At 62.0% G+C, this 20771-nt stretch carries 19 protein-coding genes and 1 riboswitch; of the genes, 14 read left to right on the top strand and 5 right to left on the bottom strand.

Translation table 11 applies throughout. The annotated features are described in order from the left end of the window. Positions 1-16 precede the first annotated feature (16 nt). On the top strand, positions 17-1294 hold the full coding sequence (locus RAC79_RS05930) for an L-fuconate dehydratase (RefSeq protein WP_174039753.1): 1278 nt from the start codon (positions 17-19) through the stop codon (positions 1292-1294). On the opposite strand, the gene cobD is transcribed toward RAC79_RS05930, so the two are convergent. After that, positions 1276-2322 (bottom strand): threonine-phosphate decarboxylase CobD, encoded by a 1047-nt coding sequence (cobD, locus tag RAC79_RS05925; RefSeq protein WP_174039752.1) that lies wholly within the window; start codon positions 2320-2322, stop codon positions 1276-1278. The two genes, RAC79_RS05930 and cobD, sit on opposite strands and share 19 nt — an antisense overlap. On the opposite strand from cobD, the gene cbiB reads away from it, so the two are divergent. Next, positions 2321-3286, top strand: coding sequence for an adenosylcobinamide-phosphate synthase CbiB (gene cbiB / locus RAC79_RS05920; protein WP_142844445.1), 966 nt, complete (start codon positions 2321-2323; stop codon positions 3284-3286). The genes cobD and cbiB overlap by 2 nt on opposite strands. On the opposite strand, the gene RAC79_RS05915 is transcribed toward cbiB, so the two are convergent. After that, entirely contained in the window at positions 3273-4730 is a 1458-nt protein-coding gene (locus RAC79_RS05915) for a cobyric acid synthase (RefSeq protein WP_142844444.1), read from the bottom strand. The two genes, cbiB and RAC79_RS05915, sit on opposite strands and share 14 nt — an antisense overlap. Position 4731: 1 nt before the next feature. After that, complete coding sequence (gene cobO / locus RAC79_RS05910) at positions 4732-5349, bottom strand: cob(I)yrinic acid a,c-diamide adenosyltransferase (protein ID WP_059760031.1); 618 nt, start codon at positions 5347-5349, stop codon at positions 4732-4734. A 134-nt stretch (positions 5350-5483) separates the two neighbouring features. Continuing rightward, positions 5484-5699, top strand: a riboswitch (cobalamin riboswitch). A gap of 119 nt (positions 5700-5818) precedes the next feature. Between cobO and RAC79_RS05905 the strand changes: the two genes are divergently transcribed. Genes RAC79_RS05905 through RAC79_RS05875 form a run of 7 tightly spaced genes read left to right on the top strand, consistent with a single transcriptional unit; the run spans position 5819 to position 14137 of the window. Next, on the top strand, positions 5819-6244 hold the full coding sequence (locus tag RAC79_RS05905; protein WP_142844443.1) for a DUF1636 family protein: 426 nt from the start codon (positions 5819-5821) through the stop codon (positions 6242-6244). Further along, complete coding sequence (gene cobW / locus RAC79_RS05900; protein WP_142844442.1) at positions 6241-7278, top strand: cobalamin biosynthesis protein CobW; 1038 nt, start codon at positions 6241-6243, stop codon at positions 7276-7278. The genes RAC79_RS05905 and cobW overlap by 4 nt, the downstream gene beginning before the upstream one ends. 2 nt (positions 7279-7280) lie before the next feature. Beyond that, on the top strand, positions 7281-10631 hold the full coding sequence (gene cobN, locus RAC79_RS05895) for a cobaltochelatase subunit CobN (RefSeq protein WP_374996947.1): 3351 nt from the start codon (positions 7281-7283) through the stop codon (positions 10629-10631). After that, a complete protein-coding gene (gene cobG / locus RAC79_RS05890) occupies positions 10631-11986 on the top strand; it encodes a precorrin-3B synthase (RefSeq protein ID WP_374996946.1) in 1356 nt (451 codons plus the stop codon). The genes cobN and cobG overlap by 1 nt, the downstream gene beginning before the upstream one ends. Further along, on the top strand, positions 11983-12615 hold the full coding sequence (locus RAC79_RS05885) for a precorrin-8X methylmutase (RefSeq protein ID WP_142779903.1): 633 nt from the start codon (positions 11983-11985) through the stop codon (positions 12613-12615). Before cobG ends, RAC79_RS05885 begins: the two co-directional genes overlap by 4 nt. Then, complete coding sequence (locus tag RAC79_RS05880; protein ID WP_142844439.1) at positions 12612-13379, top strand: precorrin-2 C(20)-methyltransferase; 768 nt, start codon at positions 12612-12614, stop codon at positions 13377-13379. The genes RAC79_RS05885 and RAC79_RS05880 overlap by 4 nt, the downstream gene beginning before the upstream one ends. Beyond that, positions 13376-14137: a precorrin-3B C(17)-methyltransferase gene (locus RAC79_RS05875; protein ID WP_080856888.1), complete on the top strand. Its 762-nt coding sequence runs from the start codon at positions 13376-13378 to the stop codon at positions 14135-14137. The genes RAC79_RS05880 and RAC79_RS05875 overlap by 4 nt, the downstream gene beginning before the upstream one ends. Here the strand turns inward: RAC79_RS05875 and RAC79_RS05870 are convergent. Then, positions 14104-14886, bottom strand: a complete 783-nt coding sequence (locus RAC79_RS05870; protein WP_374996945.1) for a cobalt-precorrin-6A reductase — start codon at positions 14884-14886, stop codon at positions 14104-14106. The two genes, RAC79_RS05875 and RAC79_RS05870, sit on opposite strands and share 34 nt — an antisense overlap. On the opposite strand from RAC79_RS05870, the gene cbiE reads away from it, so the two are divergent. The 3 genes from cbiE to cobM are packed head-to-tail and all read left to right on the top strand — an operon-like array spanning position 14885 to position 17327. After that, entirely contained in the window at positions 14885-16144 is a 1260-nt protein-coding gene (gene cbiE / locus RAC79_RS05865) for a precorrin-6y C5,15-methyltransferase (decarboxylating) subunit CbiE (RefSeq protein ID WP_080856886.1), read from the top strand. The genes RAC79_RS05870 and cbiE overlap by 2 nt on opposite strands. Then, a complete protein-coding gene (locus tag RAC79_RS05860; RefSeq protein WP_162934139.1) occupies positions 16138-16557 on the top strand; it encodes a cobalamin biosynthesis protein in 420 nt (139 codons plus the stop codon). The genes cbiE and RAC79_RS05860 overlap by 7 nt, the downstream gene beginning before the upstream one ends. After that, the gene (gene cobM, locus RAC79_RS05855; RefSeq protein ID WP_080856884.1) at positions 16554-17327 is read left to right on the top strand and encodes a precorrin-4 C(11)-methyltransferase; all 774 of its coding nucleotides are present in this window, start codon (positions 16554-16556) and stop codon (positions 17325-17327) included. The genes RAC79_RS05860 and cobM overlap by 4 nt, the downstream gene beginning before the upstream one ends. Here cobM and RAC79_RS05850 read toward each other — a convergent pair. Beyond that, positions 17282-18412, bottom strand: a complete 1131-nt coding sequence (locus RAC79_RS05850) for a cobalt-precorrin-5B (C(1))-methyltransferase (RefSeq protein ID WP_065656858.1) — start codon at positions 18410-18412, stop codon at positions 17282-17284. The two genes, cobM and RAC79_RS05850, sit on opposite strands and share 46 nt — an antisense overlap. Before the next feature lie 58 nt (positions 18413-18470). Between RAC79_RS05850 and cobA the strand changes: the two genes are divergently transcribed. Together cobA and RAC79_RS05840 are read left to right on the top strand one after the other, a co-directional pair. Beyond that, a complete protein-coding gene (gene cobA / locus RAC79_RS05845; RefSeq protein WP_080856883.1) occupies positions 18471-19259 on the top strand; it encodes a uroporphyrinogen-III C-methyltransferase in 789 nt (262 codons plus the stop codon). Continuing rightward, positions 19256-20572, top strand: coding sequence for a cobyrinate a,c-diamide synthase (locus tag RAC79_RS05840; protein ID WP_080856882.1), 1317 nt, complete (start codon positions 19256-19258; stop codon positions 20570-20572). The genes cobA and RAC79_RS05840 overlap by 4 nt, the downstream gene beginning before the upstream one ends. Positions 20573-20771 lie beyond the last annotated feature (199 nt).

Below are 20771 nucleotides of genomic sequence, written 5' to 3'. Positions count from 1 at the left end.
CCGCGAGTGAACGGCCATGACCCAAATTACTGATCTGCGTGTTTTCGACCTGCGTTTTCCGACCTCCCAGAGCCTCGACGGTTCGGATGCGATGAACCCCGACCCGGATTACTCGGCGGCTTATGTCATTCTCGATACCGATGAGCCTGGTCTCAAAGGCCACGGGCTGACCTTCACCATCGGCCGCGGTAACGACATTTGCTGCATGGCCATCGAAGCGATGCGTCATCTGGTCGTTGGCACCGATCTTGCCACCGTCACCGAGAACCCCGGCAAATATTGGCGGCATCTGACAAGCGACAGCCAGCTGCGCTGGATCGGGCCGGACAAGGGTGCGATGCATCTCGCCACCGGCGCCGTCGTCAATGCCGTATGGGATTTGTTGGCCAAGAAGGCGGGCAAGCCGGTCTGGCAGCTCGTTGCCGATATGAGCCCGGAAGAAATCGCCGATATCGTCGACTATCGTTATCTGACCGATGTGCTGACCCGTGACGAGGCGCTTGCGATCCTCAAAAAAGCCGAAAGCGGCAAGAAGGAACGTATCGAGACGCTGAAGAGCGAAGGTTACGCCTGCTACACGACCTCTGCCGGCTGGCTCGGTTATGACGACGCCAAGCTGCGCCGCCTTTGCCAGGAAGCCATCGACGCCGGATTCAACCATGTAAAGATGAAGGTCGGCCGCGATCTGGAAGACGACATTCGCCGTCTCACGATTGCCCGCGAGGTGATCGGTCCTGACCGTTACCTGATGATCGACGCCAACCAGGTATGGGAAGTGGATCAGGCAATCGACTGGGTGAAGAAGCTCGCCTTCGCCAAGCCATTCTTCATCGAGGAGCCGACCAGCCCGGACGACATTGCCGGTCATCGCAAGATCCGTGCGGCCATCGGGTCCGTTAAGGTGGCGACCGGTGAAATGTGCCAGAACCGCATCATGTTCAAGCAGTTCATCGCCGAGGGCGCCATCGATGTGGTGCAGATCGACAGCTGCCGCATGGGTGGGCTGAACGAGGTGCTGGCGGTGCTGCTGATCGCCGCGAAATACGGCCTGCCGGTGTGGCCGCATGCCGGCGGCGTCGGCCTTTGCGAATATGTGCAGCATCTGTCGATGATCGACTATCTGGTCGTATCAGGCACGAAGGAAGGCCGCGTGATCGAATATGTCGACCACCTGCACGAGCACTTCATCGAACCCTGCGATATCAGAAACGCCGCTTACATGCCGCCGAAATTGCCGGGCTTCTCCATCGAAATGAAGCCGGAGTCGATTGAGACCTACACCTTCGAGGAATAGTCAAAGGATGACAGCGCCTCCTCGAGCCGCTGCCACTCCGTTTCGCTACCGGGAAGGCCGAAACGCATGTCGTTCGGCCTTTCATCAAAAATGCGGACCAGAATGCCGTGTCGGCCAAGATGGCTGAACAGGTCTGCGGTGCGGGTATCCCGCACCAGAGTAAACAGCGAGGTGCCACCGGCAATTGCCAGCCCCGCTTTCTCCAGCATGGCGTTCATGCGCCGGGCGTCTTCGGCAAGGTGCAGACGCATGGATGATTGCCATTTCCCATCCGCCAGAGCCTGCATCGCGATATGCAGCGCCGGGCCCGAAACCGCCCAGGGGCCGAGCCTTGCCTCCAGGTCGGCAGCGATATCGGGCTGCGCAATCGCGAAACCCAGCCGAACACCCGCCATGCCGTAAAATTTGCCGAAGGAGCGCAGGACCACCAGCGCCTCCTGACCGGCGGCATCTGCGAGGCTTTCGGCAAGTCCCGTCTCTATGAAGGCTTCGTCCACGACGAGCAGTCCGCCCTTGCGGCGCATGGCGTCGGCCAGCGACAACAATGTGGCGCGATCCGTGATGCGACCATCGGGATTATTGGGATTGACCACCACGGCATAGTCGTGAGCCGACATCGCGTCAATGTTTTCCACCTCAGTCACAGCCAGCCCGGCCATGCGTGCGGTCCGGGCATGTTCCGCGTAGGCGGGTGAAAGTACTGCGCCGCTCTTGGCTCCGCGGGTGATAGCGATCTGGGCCAGCAATGGCATCAGCATCTGGGTGCCGGGAGAAAGCGCCACAAGCCGGGCGGAGGGCGCACCGAAATGGGTTGCGGCCAGATGTTTCAATTCTTCGGCGGCGTCCGGTTCCGGCAGGCGCGCGAATGCGCTGGCAAGGATCGGCGAATGCGGATAGGAGTGCGGATTGATCCCGGTCGAAAGGTCGATCCATGGTTCCGGCGCTTCAGGAAACATAAGACGCGCCCTACCGAGATTGCCGCCGTGACGGATCGCAGCTTTCGCCTTTTCTGGTACTGTCTCGCCCATGTTCTTTGCTCTCGCTTTCCTGTCGCTCGTCATCGAACGCCTGACCGGCTATCCGGACTGGCTGTTCAAACGCATCGGCCATCCCGTCACCTGGATCGGTTCGCTTATCGCGCTGCTGGACAAAAAATGGAACCGGGAGAGCGCGTCATTTTCACAGCGCAAGGGGGCAGGCGTGGCGGCGCTCGTTGTTTTCGTCGGGCTGACGCTGCTTGGTGCATGGTTAGTGCAATCCGTTCTCCTCTTCCTGCCTTTCGGCCTTTTGCCGGTCGCTGTGCTTGGCGCTTCGCTTCCGGCGCAGAAAAGTCTCGAGCAGCATGTGGAGGCTGTCGCCACTGCGCTGGAACGCGAGGGTGTGGAAGGCGGCCGCAAGGCGGTATCGATGATCGTCGGGCGCGATCCGCAAAAGCTGGACGAGGCGGCAATTTGCCGGGCGGCGATCGAAAGTCTGGCTGAGAATTTTTCCGACGGCATCGTCGCGCCCGCCTTCTGGCTCGGTCTCCTGGGCCTGCCGGGCGGCGCGGCCTACAAGGCGATCAATACGGCCGACAGCATGATCGGCCATCGCTCGCCCCGCCATGAGGCCTTCGGCTGGGCCTCCGCCCGGCTGGACGATCTGGTCAATCTGCCGGCCTCACGGCTGAGCGGCGGTCTTTTCGTAGTTGCCGCGTTTTTTGTTAAGGGTGCATCACCCGGCGGGGCCATTGCCGCGATACGTCGCGATGCCCATCATCACCGTTCCCCCAATGCCGGCTGGCCGGAGGCGGCGCTGGCCGGCGCTCTCGGCTTTGCGCTCGCAGGGCCGCGCTCCTATGGCGGGCAGATGATCGAGGCGCGTTTCATGGGCGAAGGCGGCAGGGCCGCACTTGTCGCCGGCGATATTCGCGCGGCGCTGCGGCTTGCGCGGGTTGCCGACCTGTTGTTGATCGGCCTGCTGGGACTTCTGGCGATCCTTATCGCGCTATAGCAAGCAGACGGTCGAGATCGAGGTGCTGTTCCATATGCGCTGCGAGGCGATCAAGAACGGCGTCCACCTGCGCATCGTAGTTCAGTTCCGTGTTCTGTCCGCCAAGCCGCTCAAGCCACGCGCCGCGTTGGCGGTCATCTGAAAACAGGCCGTGAATATAAGTGCCGAAGATGCGGCCGTCAGGCGACACAGCGCCGTCTTCATGCCCATCAATTTTCGAAAACGGCAGGCTGTCGGTTCCGCTCGTGGTTTCACCGACATGCATTTCATAGCCGGATAAATCAATTCCGTCGAAACTTTTCCCTGTAACGGAAACAAGCCTTTTGTCCCCCGTCAGAACAGTGTCGACATCCAGCAGGCCGAGCCCGTCGACTGTTGCCGGCGGTCCTTCGATGCCTTCGGGATCGGCAACGGTTTTCCCAAGCATCTGGTAGCCGCCGCAGAGGCCCAGAACATGGCCGCCGCGTCTCACATGCGCCTTGATATCAATGTCGAGCCCCGTATTTTTCAGCACGGCAAGATCGGCGATGGTGGCTTTCGAGCCGCAAAGCAGCACCAGCCGGCAATCGGCGGGAATGGTTTCGCCCGGCCGCACGCGGATCAGTTCGACATCCGGTTCCATGTCCAGCGGATCGAGATCATCGAAATTGGAAATATGCGGCAGGATCGGTACGGCGATGCGGATCTTCGCGCCAGGTTTTCGTTCAGCCGGGCCGGAAAGCCCGAGAGCATCTTCAGCCGGCAGCTTCGCGGCATCGGAAAAATGCGGCAGGAGCCCGATAGAGGCCCAGCCGGTTTTTTCCGCAATTATTCGCATGCCGTCTGAAAACAGGGCCGGATCGCCGCGAAAGCGATTGACGATAAAACCTTCGATCATCGCCGCGTCTTCAGCTTCGAGTACGGCTTTGGTGCCGACGAGGCTGGCGATGACGCCGCCCCGGTCGATATCGCCGATCAGTATCACAGGCGCGTCCGCAGCTCTCGCAAAACCCATATTGGCGATGTCATTGGCACGCAGGTTGATTTCGGATGCGCTGCCCGCGCCTTCCACCAACACCAGATCGGCCTGTTGTTTCAGGCGCTCGAAGCTTTCCAGCACACGCGGCATCAGCCCGGCCTTCATGTGCTGATAATCGGCCGCTTTGGCATTGCCGGCAATCTTGCCCTGCACCACCACCTGGGCGCCGGTCTCGCTCTGTGGCTTCAGGAGCACCGGGTTCATATGCACGGAAAGCGGCACGCCCGCTGCGCGAGCCTGCAGCGCCTGCGCGCGGCCAATCTCGCCGCCATCGGCGGTGACCGCCGCATTGTTCGACATGTTCTGCGGTTTGAACGGCATGACGGACAGGCCGCGCCTGACGAAGGCGCGGGCAAGGCCGGCCACCATCAGCGATTTGCCGACATCCGAGCCGGTTCCCTGAAACATCAGCACGCGTGCAGCCATATCAGAATTCTATCCCTGCCTGCGCCTTTACGCCCGCCTTGAAGTGATGTTTCACGAGGGTCATTTCCGTCACCATATCGGCCGCGTCGATGAGCGGTTGCTTGGCATTGCGGCCGGTGACGATGACATGCAGATCGGGCCTGCGGCTGGAAAGCGTTTCGACCACCTCCTCCAGCGGCAGGTAATCGTAACGGAGTGCGATGTTCAGCTCATCGAGGATCAGCAGGCCGATGGTCTCGTCGGCCATCAGGACCTTGGCTTCTTCCCAAGCCTTTGCCGCCGCTGCGACATCGCGTTTCAAATCCTGCGTGTCCCAGGTGAACCCCTCGCCCATGGTGCGCCACACGACCCTGTCGCCGAACAAAGTCAGCGCCTGCTGTTCTCCCGTCGACCATGCGCCCTTGATGAATTGAACGACGCCAACCCGCCGCCCGGTGCCGAGCATGCGCAGGGCAAGGCCGAAAGCGGCGGTGGATTTGCCCTTGCCGGGACCGGTATTGATCATCAGCAGACCTTTTTCGATGGTCTTTTCCGCAACCTCCGCGTCCTGCACCGTCTTGCGATTGACCATTTTCTGCCGGTGACGTTCGGCTTCGCTGTCGCTGATGTCGCGTGTCATCGCGTTTTCCTTTTCATCCAGCGGCGCGGGACCCGGTGCCCCCGCCATTTGGAGCGGCGACTATACCCAATTTGCCGCACCCGGCAATGTGCGGGCCACAGGGCCGCGGCATTGACCCCCACGCCCGTTCAGCCTAAGGGTAACGAACTGACGGTCTTTTCCCGGCAACGGGAAAAGCTAAGAGGGAACACGGTTCCAGCCCGACTACCGGGTCATTCCGTGGCTGCCCCCGCAACTGTAAGCGGTAAGCCCGCACCGTAAAGCCACTGGACACCTCAACGGGTTCGGGAAGGCGGTGTCAGGGTGTAAAGCCGCGAGCCAGGAGACCTGCCGTTTCAGGAAAAACGTCTGCCGGGCGGGGTGCTCCGGTCAGTCGGTTAGATCGAACATCCGGTTTGCGCCTGTCCGCATACCGTATTCGACATCCGCACCCCCGAGATTTTTTGCAAGGCGTGGGAAGCGATACGGTTTGGATATTTCAGCAACATGTTCATGTGCAGGCGGAAACACGCAGGACGAAACGGCGTCCGGGGTGACCGTCTTCGTTTGCAGAAGCTGTCGCGATGAAGCCGATCCCAATGCCGAACCGCGCCCCGGTTCGCGTTTCGCCGATGCCGTCCTCGCAAAGGCGGAGGAAACGGGCGTCACCGTTCGTTCCGTCAACTGCCTCGCCAATTGCAAGCGCGGGCTTAGTGCCGTGCTGCGCAGCGCCAATGGCTGGTCCTATGTCTTCGGCGGGCTGACGACCGGTGACGCGGAAGATTTGCTGACCGGCGCACGGCTGCTGGCTGCCGCCCCCGACGGCCTGATGCCCTGGCGCGGCCGCCCCGAACCCTTAAAGCGCGGCATGGTGGCGCGCATTCCCCCATTCGATTTTACCGAGGAGAGATCATGAGCACCCTTCTGGACCGCGTTCCCTGCACCATCGTCACCGGCTTTCTGGGGGCTGGCAAGACCACGCTGCTGCGCGGCCTTCTCGAAAAGCTGGACGGCAAGCGGCTGGCGATCATCGTCAACGAGTTCGGCGATATCGGCATCGATGGCGAGATTCTCAAAGGTTGCGGTATTGAAAGCTGCCCGGAAGAAAACATCGTCGAACTGGCCAATGGCTGCATCTGCTGCACGGTGGCGGATGATTTCCAGCCCGCCATCGAACAGATTCTGAGCCGCCAGCCGAAGGTGGAGCATATCCTCATCGAAACCTCGGGTCTCGCCCTGCCGAAGCCGCTGGTGCAGGCCTTCCAATGGCCGGCGATCAAGAGCCGCGTGACGGTGGATGCCGTCGTGGCCGTGGTGGATGGCGCCGCCCTTGCTGAAGGGCAGGTGGCGCACGACATGGAAGCTCTTGCCGCCCAACGGGCCAATGACGAGGCGCTCGATCACGATGACCCGGTCGAAGAGGTTTTCGAAGATCAGGTCGCCTGCGCCGATCTTATCGTGCTGACAAAGGCCGACCTTCTTGACGATGCCGGCCTCAACAAGGCCAAGGCGCATGTTCTCGAACATCTGCCGAAGGCGGCAAAGATCGTCGTGGCCTCCAATGGCGCCATCGAACCCGCCGTGCTGATCGGCCTTGGCCTTGCGGTAGAAGAGGACATCGAAAACCGCCGTACCCACCATGACGGTGAACTCGACCACGAGCATGACGATTTCGACAGCTTCGTCATCGATCTGCCGGCCGTGACCGATCCGGACGCGCTGGCAGCCCGTATCGCCGAGACGGCGGCTGCGGAAAATGTCCTGCGCATCAAGGGCTTCATCGAGGTTTCCGCAAAGCCGATGCGCCTGCAGGTGCAAGCTGTCGGCAGCCGCGTCAACCATTATTACGACCGGCCCTGGGCCGCGGGTGAGGAACGCCGCAGCCGCCTCGTCGTCATCGGGGAAAAGGGCATCAACCGCGAAAAGATCGAACAGATGCTGGCCGCCTGACGATGCACATCCTCGCCACCACATCCTCGTCTCTGGACGACCTGATCGAGCCGGTTGATCTCAACCAGCCCCGGTCGGATGTGGTGGTGCTGTCTTTTTCGGCAAGCGATCTGGCCGGCTTGGAACAGGCCTGGCGGCGAACACAGGTTGCGCTCCCCTCCGTGTCAGCCGCCAACCTCTCCGAGCTTCGACATCCCATGTCGGTCGATCTCTGGATCGAAAAGACGGCAGAACATGCCAGGGTTATTCTTATCCGGATTCTCGGTGGTGCGGAACGCTGGCGTTACGGTGTCGATCAGCTTTCCATTCTTGCGCGCAGGCGCGGCATCAAGCTTCTGCTTTTGCCGGGTGAGTGCAGCGAAAGGGACGAGAAACTGGAAGCGGCCTCGACCGTCGATCGGCGGATTTTGGCCTCGGTCCTCTCCTTCTTCCGTGAGGGCGGGCAGGAGAATATGGATCGGCTTGCCCTTGGTCTCGCCGCTCTTGCAAGGGGCGAGGCATGGCCGGATATTGAAGCCGAACCGCTGCCGAAAGCCGGTTTTTACCGGCCCGGCAGGGGCGTTGTGGATAGGGCGCTAGCGTGCCCGGGTTTTCCCGACGGTGCGCCCGTTCTGCCCATTCTGTTTTATCGTTCCATGCTTCTGGCGGCAGATGCAGCACCGGTGGATGCGCTTTTCGAGGCGCTCTCGCAGCGCGGTTTTGCACCCTTGCCGATTTTTGTCAGTGGTCTGAAGGATGGCGAGGCGATCCGTTTTCTCGAAACGGTTCTTCCCGATCTGAAGCCCGCCGCCATCATTGCCGCCACCGCCTTCGCCAGCCAGACGGATGACAATGACACAACGCTGTTCGACCGTCTCGGCGTGCCGGTGTTTCAGGTGGTGATGGCGACGACGCGGCGGGACGGATGGGCGGAAAACGCGCGGGGTCTCAATCCTTCCGATCTTGCCATGCATGTCGTCCTGCCGGAACTGGATGGCCGGATTCTCGCCGGTGCGATTTCTTTCAAACAGGCGCGCGTGGATGGCGGCGCGAGTTTGCTCAATGTACCCGAGGCTGATCGCGTCGAGCAGGTGGCAAATCGCATCGCCGCTTTCCTGCGGCTGAGGAATGCCCTTCCACGGGATCGCCGCATCGTCATTCTGATGCCCGATTATCCCGGTGCGGCACCCGGGCGAACCGGTTATGCCGTCGGTCTCGATGTGCCGCAAAGCGTTCTCGAAATGCTGCACGATCTTGCCGGGGCCGGTTATACGGTCAAGGATATTCCTAAGACCGCGCGGGCGCTGCTCGACTGTGTCGAACAGCAGGAAGCGGCAATTGATCTTTCCACCTACGAGGCTTTTTTCTCCGCCCTGCCGCCGGCATCCACCGCATCCGTAAACGCGACATGGGGCGTGGCAACCGATGACGATGCACTCATTGACGGCGCATTCCGGTTCCGCGCCGCCCGTTTCGGCGAAGTGTTCGTGACGCTTGCGCCGGACAGGGGCCGCAATGAGGATCGCCGGGTGGACTACCACGACCCTACCCTGCCGCCGCGCCACGCGCTTGTTGCCTTCGGTGCATGGATGCAGCGCATTGCGGGTGCGCATGCCATCGTGCATGTTGGCGCGCACGGCACGCTGGAATGGCTGCCGGGCAAGACGGTGGCGCTTTCCCGCAATTGTTTTCCCGAAATCGTCACCGGCTCGCTGCCGGTGGTCTATCCGTTTATCGTTTCCAATCCGGGCGAGGCGGCGGTCGCCAAGCGGCGGATCGCGGCCGTGACCATCGGCCATGTCCCGCCGGTGCTGGTCAATGCCGGTCTTTCGCCTGAACAGTCGGCGCTGGAGCAGCTGGTCGATGAATATGCGCAGGCGGATGGTCTGGATCGTCGCCGGCGTGACCGGCTGGCGAAACTGATCGTCGAAAAGGCGCTGGAGACCGGGCTCGCGGCGGAAGCGGGCGTGGCTGCGAAGGATGATGCCGATGCGGCCCTCTCACGCATCGACGCCTTTCTCTGCGACCTCAAGGATTTCGCCATCAAGGACGGCCAGCATGTTTTTGGCCGCAGTGCCGAGGGGGATGCCGACCTTCTGAGGCTTGAAAGCGCCAAATCGGAAAAAGCTGCGCTGCTGGCCGCGCTCGATGGCCGACATATCGTCCCCGGCCCTTCCGGCGCACCTGCGCGCGGGCGGCTCGATGTGCTGCCCACGGGCCGCAATCTCTATGCCGCCGATCCGCGCACCATGCCGACGCCAACGGCGTTCGAGCTGGGTCGCATGGCGGGCGAAGAGGTGCTGCGCCATCATCTTCAGTCCCATGGCGACTGGCCGAAACATCTGGTTTTCGATCTGTGGGGCAGCGCCAGCCTGCGCAATGGCGGTGAGGATGTGGCGCAGGCGCTGCATCTGATGGGGGCGAGACCGATCCACGACCCCGCCACCGGCCGGGTCACCGGCATCGAGGTGCTGCCGCCGGCGAGCCTGGGGCGGCCGCGTGTCGACGTCACCTTTCGCATTTCCGGCCTGTTCCGCGACATGTTCCCTGCGCTGATCGCGCTTCTCGACGCCGCCGCCAAGGCCGTCGCGCGGCGGGAGGAAGCGCCCGGCGACAATCCGCTTGCGGAAGAGGCCGCCACGCTCGGGCATATTCCGGCGCGCATTTTCGGCTCCGCGCCCGGCACCTATGGTGCCGGTATCGAAGAAAAGCTGGCCAGCGGGAAATGGGACGAACGCGAGGAGTTGGGGCAGGCCTATCTCGATGCGGCGAGCCACGCTTTCGGCGGTGCGGACGGGCTGGAGATTTTCGAAGATACCGGTTTTGTGGAGCTGGTCAGGCGCGCCGATCTTCTGGTTCATACCGGGGACGATCCGGGCCGTGATCTTCTGGACGGTTCTTCGGATGTCGCCTTCATCGGCGGTTTTTCCGCCGCGAAGGCTGTGCTTGGCGGCGTCGCCGATATTGTTGCGCTGGATACGACAGATCCGGCACGCCCGCGTGCAAGGTCGATGACGCAGGCGCTGACGCGGGTGGTGCGCGCGCGTGCCATCAATCCCCGTTTCATTGCCGGTCAGATGCGGCACGGTCCGCGCGGGGCGGCGGAATTCCTCGAGACGGTGGACCGGTTGATCGGCTTTGCCGAAACCACCCATGCGGTGTCCTCCTCGTTGATCGAGGCGCTTTACGATGCCTATTTCGGCAATGAGGAGGTGCGCGATTTCATTCTGCGGGAAAACCCGAAGGCGGCGCAGGTGATGGCCAAACGCTTTTTATCCGCCCGTCGTCGCGGACTGTGGCACAGCCGCCGCAACGCGGTGGATACGGAACTTGAAATGCTGGTCCTTCCGCGCCCCCAAAGGGCGGAGGCGTGATGATGGCCGCTGCCGATCCCATTCAGCCATTCGGCCGCCGTGGCCTCTGCCCGGCCCTGTCCGCTCCCATGCGCACCGGCGACGGTTTTTTGTCGCGGATCGCTTTCGAGGCGGATATCGACCCGCGCGACATGGTGGTGCTTTGTCAGCTTGCCGAGCGGCATGGCAAAGGATTGATCGACATTACCGCCCGCGGCAGCCTGCAATTTCGCGGCCTGACACCGGAAAGCGCCTGCGCTCTGGAAAAAGATGTGCTGGCACTGGATTTGCCGCTGCGTGCGGGGCTCGCGGTCGAGACGTCGCCTCTCGCCGGTCGGGATGACGCGGAGATTGCCGATGGTGGTCCTCTCGCCAAGGAAATTCGAAAAGAGGCCGACAGGCTCGCTCTCCATGAAAAGCTTGCCGCTAAAATGTCTGTCGTCATTGATGGCGGCGGGCGCCTCTCCATGGAAGATTTGCTGGCCGATATTCGCCTGAAAGCCGTGTCGCTTGATGGGCGGGCCGTATGGCGATTGCTCGTGGGTGGAGCGGAAAGCAGGGCGCTGAATGCCGGCTTGGTCGAGACGGACATAGCGGCGGGTGTCGTCCTGTCGCTGCTCGTCTATCTGGCCGGCGAAGGGCCGTTTGCCCGTGGCCGCGATCTGGACCATTCGACGATAAAAGAAATCTGCGGTGATCGCCTGCTGGATCGGGTGATTGTTGATAACGCCAGAGCGGCTTCTGCGCCTCTGGGGCTGATGATGACGGGAAAGGATCGCTTCGCAATTGCCGTCGCGCCTGCTTTCGGGCAAATCCGGGGCTGCGATTTGTCGCATCTCTGCGAAGCGGCCGGTACCCTCGGCATCAAGGCCCTGCGGCCAGCGCCAAACCATAGCCTGCTATTCTTTGGATCGTCATCTGCCTGCGGCGGATTGCTTGAGATTGCAAGGGCGGCCGGTTTCATCACGACGGCAGGTGACGCGCGCTCTTCCATTGCCGCCTGTCCCGGCGCGCCGGGCTGCGCTTCGGCTTTTCTTCCCACCCATGAGTTGGCCGCCTTTGCGTCTGAGGAATGCGCCTCGTTGCTGGATGGCTCCTTCACGCTGCATATTTCCGGCTGCGGCAAAGGTTGCGCGCACCCCGCGCCGTCGCTTCTCACTTTTTCCGGCACCGCCGATGGTCTGGCCTTTTCGATTTCGGGCCGCGCCGGTGACCTGCCGGATGGCATTTTACCTTTTCAGCATCAGAGGACGGCGCTTTCGCGGCTTGCCCGTCTTTACGAAAAAGAACATAAGCCCGGTGAAAACGCCGCCACCCTGTTTGCCCGGCTGGGCAAACAGGCGATCGGTGCGGCGCTTCGACAGGATGACCGATGACCGACTATGACTATATTCGCGACGGCAATGCGATCTATGAGCGCTCCTTCGCCATCATTCGTGAGGAAGCGGACTTATCCGCCTTTACCGAAGAGCAGGCGGATATCGCGATTCGCATGATCCACGCCTGCGGGCAGGTGGAGGCAGCCAGCCATTTCCGCTTTTCGCCGGATTTTGTTGCCGCGGCACGTGGTGCTCTACGAGCCGGCAAGCCTGTTCTCTGCGATGCGGAAATGGTTGCCCATGGCGTGACGCGCGCGCGCCTTCCGGCTGACAATGATGTGGTCTGCACCCTTCGCGATCCCCGCACGCCGGAACTGGCGAAAAAGATCGGCAACACCCGCTCCGCCGCCGCGCTTGATCTTTGGGCAGAGAAGCTGGACGGCGCTCTCGTTGCCATTGGCAATGCGCCGACTGCACTGTTCTATCTGCTCGAGATGCTGGAAAAAGGCGCCCCGCGCCCGGCCGCCATCATCGGCATGCCGGTCGGCTTTGTCGGTGCGGCAGAATCGAAAGACGCGCTGGAGGCAAGTTCGCTTGGCATTCCCTATGCCATCGTCAAGGGACGCATGGGCGGTTCGGCCATGACGGCTGCCGCTATAAATGCCGTTGCGAGGGCTGGCCTGTGAGTGCGGCTCTTTTTGAACATCCGAAGGGTAAACTCGTGGGCGTCGGCACCGGCCCCGGAGATCCCGAGCTTCTGACGCTGAAGGCTGTCCGCGCCATTGAAAATGCCGATGTGCTTGCCTTCTTCTGCAAGAAAGGCAGCAGCGGTAATGGTCGCGGTATTGTCGAAGCTTTCATCCGGCCCGGAACGCTGGAAATGCCGCTGGTCTATCCGGTAACAGTCGAAAGCGATAAAAACGGCAACGATTACCGTGATGCCATCGCCGCCTTTTTCGATCAGTCGGCGAAGGACATCGCTGTACATCTCGAAGCCGGGCGCAACGTCGCCGTGCTGTCGGAAGGCGATCCGCTGTTTTACGGTTCTTATATGCACCTTCATCTGCGGCTTGCGCCATCTTACCCGGCGGAAGTCGTTGCGGGCATCACGGCCATGTCCGGTTGCTGGTCCATGGCTGGTTTGCCGCTAGTGCAGGGCGACGATGTTTTGAGCGTGCTTCCCGGCACGCTTGGTGAAGATGTGCTGACCGAACGTCTGTCCGGCACGGATGGTGCGGTGATCATGAAGGTGGGGCGCAACCTGCCGAAGATTCGCCGGGCGCTGGAAAAGGCCGGTAAGCTTGAAGACGCGCTTTATGTCGAGCGTGGCACAATGGCCAACAGCCATGCGGTGCGGCTCATCGAACGCGATACATCGCCTGCCCCCTATTTTTCGCTGGTTCTGGTACCGGGCTGGAAAACCAGACCCTCTGCAGGTGAAAAGCCATGACCGGCAGGCTGGTCGTTGTCGGCCTCGGCCCCGGCAGTGCGGCGCAAGTAACACCAGAGGCGCTTGTCGCCGTCGAGGCGTCGGAGGATTTCTTCGGCTATATTCCCTATCTCGACCGTCTATCGCTGAGACCCGATCAACGCCGCCATGCTTCGGACAATCGTGAGGAAATCTCACGCGCCGAACAGGCGCTGCGGCTTGCGGCTTCCGGCGGCAAAGTCTGTGTGGTGTCCGGCGGCGATCCCGGTGTTTTCGCCATGGCGGCGGCCGTTTGCGAGGCGATCGAAACTGGCCCCGCCGAATGGCGCGATATCGATTTCTCCGTCGTGCCGGGTGTGACTGCCATGCTGGCCGTGGCAGCAAAGGCCGGCGCTCCGCTTGGCCATGATTTCTGCGCCATTTCGCTGTCTGATAATCTGAAACCCTGGGGCATCATTGAAAAACGGCTGATCGCGGCGGCGGAAGCAGGCTTTGTGATGGCTTTCTACAATCCCGTCAGCAGGGCGCGGCCGCACCAGCTAGGTACCGCTTTTGATCTGTTGAGGGCGCATTTGCCCGGTTCAGTGCCGGTGATTTTTGGTCGTGCGGCAGGCCGGGCGGATGAGCGTATTCGGGTCGTGCCTCTTTCGGAAGCAACGAGCGACATGGCGGATATGGCCACCTGCATTATCGTCGGCTCGGTTGAAACCCGTCTGATCGAACGTTCCGGCAAAGAACCGCTGGTTTATTCGCCGCGTTTTTCGAGAAGAGAGAGCTGATGGCGAATGGCGGTGAGCGCAGCTGCAATATCCGTCACGGTCGCGCCATCCAGCGACGCGTCGTTCCGCTGTTGCGGCCGGTCGATCATGATGACCGGCAGGCCGAGCCGTCGCGCTGCTTCGATCTTGCCATAGCTCGCGCTGCCGCCGGAGTTTTTCGAGACCACCGTCTCGATGCGGTTTTCTTCCAGCATGCGGATTTCGTCGTCCAGCGCAAAGGGGCCGCGCGCGGCAATATAGCGCGCATGCGGCAGTTTCAGTGGCGGCTCCACCGGGTCGACGCTGCGGATGAGATAGTTGTGTTGGGGCGCGGCTTCGAAAGGAAGAAGCTCCTGTCGGCCGAGCGCGAGAAACGCGCGCCTGCCTTCGCTGCCGAGCGCGGTGACAGCCTGTTCGACGCTGTCCACCTCATGCCACCTATCACCCGGCTGGCGCTGCCAGGCAGGACGCGAAAGGACGACCAGCGGAACTTTGGCAAGCCCTGCGGCCTCAATAGCATTGGCGGAAATCTTCGCCGCATAGGGATGGGTGGCGTCCACCAGAATATCGAAATTCTCTGCGCGAATGAAATCCGCGAGACCGCCCGCGCCGCCAAAACCGCCGCTGCGCATCGGCACCGGCTGTTCGACCGGCGAGAGCGTGCGGCCGGCCATGGAGAGCAGAATTCGGTAGCCGGATTCTTCGGCCAGCCTGCCGGCCAGAATGCGGGCATCCGCCGTGCCGCCAAGGATGAGTATGGAGCGTGTCATGACGTCTGAATATTCTGGAACGGGTGATGCTTCCACCGAAAAGAAAGAAAAGCCCTGGCTTTCCATCGTCGGCATTGGTGAAGATGGGCTCGGGGGGCTGGGCCGGAATGCGATAGAGGCGATAGAAGGGGCCGAGGTGGTTTTCGGCGGCAAACGCCATCTGGAACTGGCGGCCGCGGCCATTCGTGGTGAAGCACAACGCTGGCCGGTGCCGTTCGATACGGATATGAGCGATGTCGTAGCGCTGCGTGGCAAGCGGGTTTGTGTGCTGGCTTCCGGCGACCCGTTCTTTTATGGCGTCGGTGTTACGCTTCTGCGACGTATCGATGCGGGTGAGACAGTTTGTTATCCCTCGCCCTCCGCTTTCTCGCTGGCTGCCGCACGGCTCGGTTGGGCGCTGCAAGCGGTCGACTGCGTTTCGCTGCACGGACGTTCCATCGATCTCCTGCGGCCGTATCTTCATGCCGGTGCGCGGATCATCGCGCTCACCTCGGACGCTCACGCCCCGGCCTTGATCGCGGAATTGTTGTCCGATTTGGGTTTCGGCCAGTCGGAATTCGTCTTGCTTGAAGCCTTGGGCGGAGAGCGGGAGAAGCGGCGGCAGGTCAAGGCGGTTGATTTTACGTTTGCTGATATTGATGCACTGAATGTGGTGGCGATTGATGTCGTGGCTGATGAAGGTGCGCGTATTCTGCCTTTCACATGTGGGCTTGATGACAGCCTGTTCGAACATGACGGGCAGATCACCAAACGTGAAATCCGCGCCGTGACACTTTCCTCTCTTGCCCCACGGCGGGGCGAGTTGCTGTGGGATATCGGTGCCGGTTCGGGTTCGATCGGCATCGAATGGATGCTGTCCCATCCCTCGCTCCGTGCCATCGCCATAGAACAACACCCGGAAAGGGCGGAGCGTATCGCCCGCAATGCCGAAGCTTTCGGTGTGCCGGGACTTGAGGTGATGATCGGCGCGGCGCCTGCGGCTTTTGAAGGCCTGCCTCAGCCGGATGCTATTTTCATGGGTGGCGGCGGCAGTGAAGCGGGCGTGCTTGAGGGTGCCATGGAGGCCCTGAAACCGGGCGGGCGGCTGGTTGCCAATGCGGTGACACTGGAAATGGAGGCCGTGCTGCTTGCCGCCCATGCGCGGCACGGCGGATCGATGATCCGCCTGGATGTGTCGCGAGTGACGGCCGTTGGCTCCATGTCGGGCTGGCGTCCGGCAATGCCGGTGACGCAGTGGAGCTGGACCAAGCCATGGTGACCGTGGCTGGCATAGGCTGCCGCAGAGGCACGGGTTCAGATGCTGTTGTTGCCGCCGTGCGCGCTGCGGAGCATGCTTTCGGCATGATGGCGGAATGCCTGGCGACTGCGCCGCTCAAAGCCGATGAAGCCGGTCTTGTGGAGGCGGCGAAAAGCTTGTCGCTGTCGCTTGAAATCGTCTCGCAGGAACGGCTCGAGGCGGTTGCTTCGAAAACAATGACAGTTTCACAGGCAAGCCTCAATCATGCCGGCTCGCCAAGTGTCAGTGAAGCGGTGGCGCTTGCCGCCGCCGGAGAGAATGCAAGGCTGGTCGCGCCGCGTCTTGTGGTTGGCGATGTGACGGTGGCCATCGCAACGACTGACGATGCCCCACGCGATAGCGGCTGCGCCATCGAATATGGAGAACAACAATGACGGTTCATTTCATCGGCGCCGGTCCGGGCGCCGCCGATCTCATCACGGTGCGCGGGCGCGATCTTATCGCCGCCTGCCCGGTGTGCCTTTATGCCGGGTCGCTGGTTCCGAGGGCGCTCATCGATTATTGCCCTCCGGGTGCACGGATCATCGATACGGCAGCACTTTCGCTGGACGAGATCGAGGCGGAATTCGTGGCCGCAGCAGAGGCCGGCAAGGATGTGGCGCGGCTGCATTCCGGTGATCTTTCCGTCTGGAGCGCCATGGGCGAGCAGATCCGCCGTCTGGAGCGGCTGGGTCTCGATTATACCGTCACGCCCGGCGTGCCCTCCTTTGCCGCTGCGGCCGCCACTTTGCAGCGGGAACTGACGGTGCCGGAAGTGGCGCAGAGCCTTGTGCTGACCCGTATTTCCGGGCGCGCATCGAAGATGCCGGAGGGTGAGACGCTGAAGGCTTTCGGTGCGACGGGCGCAACGCTCGCCGTCCATCTCGCCATTCATGCCATCGGCAAGGTGGTGGAAGAGCTGATGCCGCTTTACGGTTCGGATTGCCCGGTCGCCATCGTCGTTCGAGCTTCCTGGCCGGATGAGCGGGTCATTCGCGGCACGCTGTTCGACATTGAGGACAAGCTCGCCGCCGAACCGGTGGAGCGGACCGCCCTTATCTTCGTCGGGCGTGGACTTGCCTCCACAGATTTTCGCGAAAGCGCGCTTTATAGCACCGACTATGTCCGGCGGTTCCGCTCTCCGAAGGAAGATGCAAAGGGCTGATGCGACGGCGTGGAGGCGGTGCGGCCCTTGAGCGCGCCCTGACGATCGAACACCAGAATATCGAGCGCAATGGCCGGCGTCTTCAGCGCCGCCGCTGCGGTTACCCAGGCTTTTTCCGCAACTACCGCACCGAGGTCTATCCCCGCGCCTTCGGCCAATTCGAAGGCGTGTGCGACCATGTTGGCCTGACGGATGGCAAGGGCGAGATTTTCATCTCCTCCGGCTTCCGTCGCCAATGCCGCCAGCGCATCGAGATCGGCCAGCCCCTTTTTGGAGTGCACGTCGAGCATGCCCTGGGCGAGCTTGGTCATCTTGGCGACACCGCCGGCAATCGTCACCCGCTCGATGGGGTGGCTGCGCAGATATTTCAGCATGCCGCCGATGAAATCGCCCATGTCGATCAGTGCGGTTTCCGGCAGATCGTAAAGCGTCTGCCCGGCTTTTTCGGAGGTGTTGCCGGTGGCGCCAAGCACATGGGTGCATCCGGTCGCACGCGCCACATCGATGCCGCGCCAGATGGAATGGATCCATGCCGAGCAGGAAAAGGGAATGACGATGCCGGTGGTGCCGAGGATGGAAATGCCACCCAAGATGCCGAGCCTGCCGTTCAGGGTTTTTTCCGCCAGTTTTTCGCCGTCGCGGACGGAAATCTCGACCTCGAAATCGGCCTCCTCGCCAGCCACTTCGCGAATGGCGGTTTCGATCATCTTGCGCGGCACGGGGTTGATGGCGGGTTCTCCCGGCGGCAGGGGCAGGCCCGGCCGGGTGATGGTGCCGACGCCCTTTCCGGCCTTGAAGATAATCCCGCGTCCCGGTTGACCTCGCCGCACCGTGCTTTCGATCAGGGCACCGTGGGTAACGTCCGGATCGTCTCCGGCATCCTTGACGACGCCGGCGCGCGCGAAGTTTTCGCCTTTTTCCTCGGTGGCGAGGGAAAATGCCGGTCTCGCGCCGCTTGGAAGTTCGACCTCGACAGGGTAAGGAAACTCGCCGGTCAGAAGGGCGGCGCAGGCCGCCTTCGTGGCGGCTGCCGCGCAGGTGCCCGTGGTCCAGCCGCGGCGAAGGGTCTTTCCATCCGTATCCATATGAATTTCTATAGCCGGGACGGCTTTTTCCGTCATCGTTAAAAAGCAGCCAGGAAGAATGTCGATAGCGCAGATTTTGAACAGCATTGCCGCAAAAGGTCCGGTCTTCGAAGCCGGCCACGTCTGGCTCGCGGGCGCAGGGCCGGGCGATGTGCGTTATCTGACGCTGGAAGTGGCGCTCGCGCTGTCTCAGGCCGATATTATCGTGCGCGATGCGCTGGTGAGCGACGAAGTCATAGCGCTTGGTCCGCAGGCGGAGATTGTGTTTGCGGGCAAAAGGGGTGGCAAGCCTTCTGCGACGCAGGATGACATTACTGCTTCGCTGATCGATTTCGCTAGCCAAGGCAAAAAGGTGCTGCGGCTGAAGGGCGGTGATCCCTTTATTTTCGGGCGCGGCGGTGAAGAGGCGGAGGCGCTTGTCCATGCCGGCATTCCGTTCCGCATATTGCCGGGCATGACCTCGTCGTTCACCGCGCTTGCTTCCGCCCGCATCCCCGCCACCATGCGCGGCATCAGCCGCGCGGTGACGCTGGCCACGGGCCACGCGGCGGGCACCGAAGAGGATCTGGACTGGCTGGCGCTGGCGAAAACACGCGAACCCATCGTCGTTTATATGGGGCTCAAGAATATCGGCACGATCGCCAGCCTTCTGATGCAGGGTGGCCGTTCCGCCAAAACGCCGGTCGCCGTCATTATGTCGGCAACGACAGCGCAGGAGCGGATTTTCATCGGCTCGCTGAAAAGCATAGCTGACGATGCAATCAGGCAAAATTTCGAAGCGCCGGCTTTGATCGTCATCGGCGAGATTGTTTCGATGCGGGCGCGTCTTGGAGTTTCCGGCTCATGACGGCGCGGGCGATCATCATCGGTGCGCCGCGTTCGGGTTCCGGCAAGACCAGCGTAACTATCGGTCTGCTCCGGGCCTTTGCCCGACGCGGCATCAAGGTGCGCGGCATCAAGACCGGGCCTGACTACATCGATCCCGGTTTCCATACCTTCGCCACCGGCACAGCCGGCCTCAATCTGGACAGCTGGGCCATGCGGCCGGAATTGCTGCGGCACCTGTTTTCGCAGCAGGCCGAGGATACGGAGCTTGTTCTGATCGAAAGCGCCATGGGCCTGTTCGACGGCATTCCGGTTGCGGAAAATCGCACAGGTTCGGCGGCGGATTTGGCGCGGCTGTTCGGCATTCCCGTGTTGCTGGTGCTGGATGTGTCCGGCCAATCGCAGACGGCCGCTGCCGTCGCCCATGGTTTTGCCCACTACGATCCGGCCGTTACCATGGCGGCGGTGGTGCTGAACCGGGCGGGCAGCGAAAGACACCGGACGCTGTGCACGGAAGCCATCGAAAAAATCGGCCTTCCTGTTGCCGGCTGTGTGCTGCGTGATCCTTCGCTCATCCTGCCTGAACGGCATCTGGGGCTGGTGCAGGCCAGCGAACATCCGGAAATCGATGCGCATATCGAACGGCTCGCGGATGCGATGGAAAAATCCATCGATCTCGATGCCCTGCTTTCACTCGCCGCGCCGGTGAATGTGCCTTCTGGCTCGGTGGACGCGGCGATTGCACCGCCCGGCCAGCGCATCGCGCTGGCAGAGGATGCGGCGTTCACTTTCCTTTATCCGCATCTCAGAAAGCATTGGCAGGCGGCCGGGGCCGAGATCGTGCCGTTCTCGCCGCTCGCGGATGAGGCGCCCGACGGGAGCTGCGATATCTGCTGGCTGCCGGGTGGGTATCCCGAGCTTTTTGCCGGAAAGCTTGCGGATGCGGCTGGTTTCAAGGCGGGTATTGCCCGCTTTGCCGCGGCAAAGCCTGTTCATGGCGAGTGCGGCGGCTACATGGTGCTGGGCGAGGCGCTGGAAGATGCGGATGGCGTGACCCATGCCATGACCGGGCTTCTGTCGCATGCCACCAGCTTCGCGACGCGCAAGATGAATCTCGGCTACCGGCAGGCAACAATCGCGGCAAGCGGACCGCTCGGCGCGGTGGGAGATGTTCTGCGCGGCCATGAATTCCATTATGCTCGGGTTACCGATCCCGGTCGCGATGAGCCCTTCGCCCAGATTGCGGACGGGCAGGGTCGTCCGCTCGGGCCATCAGGTGGCAGAAGAGGGTTTGTCTCGGGCACCTTTTTCCATGCCATCGCCAGAGGCAGTTGATCGTTTCCGGGTTTGGTCCGTGGACCTGCGGCAAAGTGGACCAAGCTGCGAAAGTTTGTAGGCCTGGATCACGGGAAAGTGCTATAGATTTCTTTATAGGGCATGGAAGCACGGAGTTATCTCCCGTGATCCATGTTCGGTGAAGCGCGGCAGGACCGAAAGCCGCTTCATATGTCCCGGTCCGAACCTGCTCTCGCGC

It is taken from the genome of Agrobacterium sp. LR_9 (assembly GCF_041954855.1).
Taxonomy (GTDB): domain Bacteria; phylum Pseudomonadota; class Alphaproteobacteria; order Rhizobiales; family Rhizobiaceae; genus Agrobacterium; species Agrobacterium leguminum.
This window is presented reverse-complemented; position numbering and strand designations above follow the sequence as displayed.